Here is a 3,517-nt window from a genome sequence, read left to right as displayed (position 1 = left end):
ACCGGCCTGACCCACCTGCGCGCACGCCAGTACGACCCGGGCGCGGGCATGTTCCTCAGCACCGACCCCGCCGCCAGCACATCCCTCTCCGGCGCCTACACCTACGCCTCCGCGAACCCGCTCCGCTACCTCGACATCACCGGCCTCTTCTCCTGGGACGAGCTCCTCGGCGGGATCCAACAAGTCAGCGGCATCGTCTCCGACGTCGCCGGCGTACTCGCCCTCGCCGCAGCCGTCACCGGCATCGGCGCCCCCGTGGCCGCCGCACTGGGCGGCATCTCGGTCGCCGCCGGCGCCGTCCACGCCGGCACCAAGGCCATCCAGGCCTACAACACCTGCAACACCGGCAAAGGCTCCTGCGGCGACGCCATCGCCGAAGCACTCATCTCAACCGCCGCCATCATCCCCGGCGGCAGACTCATCAAAGGCGCCGCCAGCGGGGTGAAGAGCCTGTCCGGGGCTTCAAGAGCCGCCAGCACCATGGCCAAGGCTTGCTCCTTCTCCGGACCGACGGTGGTGCTCATGGCAGATGGCTCGCATAAAGCCATCGAGGACGTCAAGGTCGGTGACAAGGTCATCGCGAGCGACCCCGAGACCGGGGAGCAGGAAGCCAAGACCGTGCAGCGCGTCTTCGTCCAAGACGATACTGTCGTCGACCTGGCGGTCGAGGGCGAGCTCATCACCACGACCGAGGACCATCCCTTCTGGTCGGCTACCGACCGGCGGTTCGAACGCGCTGACCAACTCGAGCCAGGCGAGGAGATCCTCAGTGCAGATGGGCGGACTATCAGGGTCTCGGGGCTCGAAGTCGGGACCCGGCGCCAGGCGTTGGCCTACAACCTGTCCGTGGAAGGCATCCACACCTACCACGTCGGCGAGGGCGCGGTGTTGGTGCACAATTCGTGCGCTGAGCCGTGGCTGGACGCCGTTGGAGAAGCCAAGATCGCACAGGACCATTTGGGCGGGGTGGCCGGAAAGTCTCAGTTCAATTCAACTGAGGATCTATATAATCTAGCGGACGAGGCTGGGCAGTTTCCGCCCACAATGCGCGCCGATGGCCGCTGCGAGCGTGTGTGCGTGATGAGTCGTAACATTGGCACTGACCTGATGGGCCAGCAGAGCCCGATCATGACGGTCATCTCCAATCCCAACGGCCGCATCATCACGATGCACCCTGGAATGCCGAGGTGATGAAAATGGCCATTCTCCTAAAGGTTCATGTACAGAATCAGTTGCACGAAACGATGAGGACCATTGAGGAGCCGCCAGGCGAGCCCTTCCTAAAGTTCTGCCGCGCAGCGACTGCCATCGGTGTGCGATACGTCGACTTCATTTGGCCGTACTCGGACGCGATGTTGAACTTTTTCCAATTGGCGGCCTGGTTGGAGGACTTTCCACGAGTTCTGGACTCCGATGTGTTCTCGCCTGAGGAGAGCGCTAGTGCCCGGAGGGTGCTTGAGGCGGCCAAGGAGGCTCACGCCCTAGATGGCTACTTGTTCATCGAAGGCTGACATGTGAACGACATTGGACCGGATGCTCCCGGTTGGCATGATTCGCGACTTCGCCCCATCTTTGTGTGGTCATCCGGTCGGTGCTCTCGATCATCCTTGCTCCGCGCGGCCTCGTCGTACTTGGAAAGCTCGCGCACGGACTTGCGCTTGGATCCTCGTGTGGCCATTTTCAGGACGTCGCATGTCGCTTCCGGTGCGGTTCGAGTCCGGATGGATCATATGCAGGCGCCGCTTCGGCGTGCGGTCGCAGGCACTGCGTGCCTGGGATCGGGTTCGGGGCGAATCATGCCAGCGTTGTGTCAGGGATCCGTTTCCTGTCTGGGAGAGGATGGGTAGCTGGTGACGGCGTCGATGTAGCGTTGGGCGCCCCTGACGCTGAGGCCGAAGAGATCGCAGAGCCGTCTGATATCCCCGGTGGCGTCGGCCTCGTGAAGGATGCGGTCTTCGCGGACTGCCTGGGCTGACATGCCTAGCCTGCTGTTGACCCAGAAGTTGCTTGCCGGGGTGGTCCTAACGGCTGTCTGCTTGTTCACCAGCAGGTGCGGGTTCGTGGTTTCGGGCCAGGTGGAGCGGCGGTGGTCGAGCCATCGGGCCAGATGGTCGCGCACGGGCCGTGCTGTGAGGATGGTCCGGCCGGGGAGGTGTATCCGCCCGTCGTGGATGTCGGTGAGGAGTGAATCGCCCCGGGGTTGGTGGAGGGTCTGATTCCCCGAGAGGATGATGGTCATGCCAGCACCGAGGAAGTATCCGCAGGAGTTGCGGGAGCGTGCCTTGCGCCTTGTGGGCGAGGCGCGGAAGGAGGATCCGGAGCTGTCGCTGAATGCGGCGGTGGTCAGGATCGGGCAGCGTGTCGGGGTGAACCCGGACACGCTGCGGGGCTGGTGCAAGCAGGCCGCGATCGACGCAGGCGAACGCCCCGGTACCACGACGAACGATGCGCAGCGCATCAAGGCGCTCGAGGCGGAGAACCGCGAGCTCAAGCGGGCGAACGAAATCCTCCTCGCCGCGTCGAGTTTCTTCGCGCGGGAGCTCGACCCGCGACTGCCGTGGTAGTCAAGTTCATCGACGACCATCGTGGCCGGTTCGGGGTCGAGCCGATCTGCCGCGTGCTCACCGAGCACGGCATGCCGATCGCACCGTCCGGTTACTACGCGTTCAAGAAGCGGCCTGCTTCGGCCAGGGCGGTCTCCGACGCGGAGCTGGCGGTGCAGATCGAGCGGGTGTTCTGGGACCGTCGCCTCGGGCGCGGGCTCAGCGGCGCCCGGAAGGTCTGGCGGCTGCTGCACCGCGAGGGCATCCCCGTCGCCCGCTGCACCGTCGAACGCCTCATGCGCCAGCAGGGTCTGCGCGGTGTTCGCCGGGGCCGGCAGTTCGTCACCACCCGCCCTGACGACATCGCCACCCGGGCACCGGATCACGTCAAGCGCGAGTTCCACGCCGAGCGGCCCAACGAGCTCTGGGTGGTCGACTTCACGTATGTGCCGACGTGGTCGGGGATGGCGTTCACCGCGTTCGTCACGGACGTGTTCTCCCGCCGGATCGTCGGATGGCGGACCATGGACCGGATGCCGACCGACCTGCCCCTGGACGCGCTGGAGATGGCGCTCTGGGTCCGCGATCGGGCCGGTGAGGACGTCACCGGCGTCATCCAGCACTCCGATGCGGGGTCGCAGTACACCGCCCTGCGCTACACCGAGCGGCTCGCGCAGGTCGGCGCGGTCGCATCGATCGGGACGGTCGGCGACAGCTACGACAACGCACTGGCCGAGACCGTCGTGGGCCTGTACAAGGCCGAATGCGTGAAGATCGACGGTCCGTTCCGCAGCGCCGACGATCTGGAACTGGCCACCCTGTCCTGGGTGCACTGGTTCAACGAGAACCGGCTGCACTCCTCGATCGGATACCTCACACCCACCGAGAAGGAGAACCAGTACTACCGTGAGATCAACCCCCAGCGTCAGCCGGCGCTGGGAGAACTCACCCTCCACTAAACCCGGGGCGATTCA

Annotated in this window: 4 protein-coding genes and 1 other annotated feature; of the genes, 3 read left to right on the top strand and 1 reads right to left on the bottom strand. The window is 65.2% G+C overall.

The annotated features are described in order from the left end of the window. Both ABCQ75_RS16180 and ABCQ75_RS16175 read left to right on the top strand, forming a co-directional pair. Positions 1–1,191, top strand: a 1,191-nt coding sequence (locus ABCQ75_RS16180) for a polymorphic toxin-type HINT domain-containing protein (RefSeq protein ID WP_345886655.1), incomplete at its 5' end; no start/stop codon positions are given. Positions 1,192–1,196: 5 nt separating this feature from the next. Then, positions 1,197–1,511 carry a hypothetical protein gene (locus ABCQ75_RS16175; RefSeq protein ID WP_345886654.1) on the top strand — a complete coding sequence of 105 codons (315 nt, stop codon included), beginning with the start codon at positions 1,197–1,199 and terminating at the stop codon, positions 1,509–1,511. Positions 1,512–1,810: 299 nt separating this feature from the next. On the opposite strand, the gene ABCQ75_RS16170 is transcribed toward ABCQ75_RS16175, so the two are convergent. Further along, positions 1,811–2,239: a hypothetical protein gene (locus tag ABCQ75_RS16170; RefSeq protein ID WP_345886653.1), complete on the bottom strand. Its 429-nt coding sequence runs from the start codon at positions 2,237–2,239 to the stop codon at positions 1,811–1,813. On the opposite strand from ABCQ75_RS16170, the gene ABCQ75_RS16165 reads away from it, so the two are divergent. Next, positions 2,238–3,502, top strand: a protein-coding gene (locus ABCQ75_RS16165) for an IS3 family transposase (protein WP_345885050.1) whose coding sequence is annotated in 2 segments (ribosomal slippage) — positions 2,238–2,523 and positions 2,523–3,502 — 1,266 coding nt in all. Because the reading frame shifts where the segments join, the coding sequence is not laid out codon by codon here. The genes ABCQ75_RS16170 and ABCQ75_RS16165 overlap by 2 nt on opposite strands. Beyond that, positions 2,523–2,650, top strand: a sequence feature (AL1L pseudoknot). (Overlaps the previous gene by 128 nt.) Positions 3,503–3,517: the final 15 nt, after the last annotated feature.

Source organism: Sinomonas halotolerans (genome assembly GCF_039615075.1).
Lineage (GTDB): Bacteria > Actinomycetota > Actinomycetes > Actinomycetales > Micrococcaceae > Sinomonas > Sinomonas halotolerans.
The sequence above is the reverse complement of the archived record's forward strand: the minus strand, read 5'-3'. Positions and strand labels throughout refer to the sequence as shown.

Coding starts and splice junctions, on each gene's coding strand:
- ABCQ75_RS16175 (WP_345886654.1), top strand. CDS start 1,197: ATGGCCATTCTCCTAAAGGTTCATGTACAGAATCAGTTGCACGAAACG.
- ABCQ75_RS16170 (WP_345886653.1), bottom strand. CDS start 2,239: ATGACCATCATCCTCTCGGGGAATCAGACCCTCCACCAACCCCGGGGC.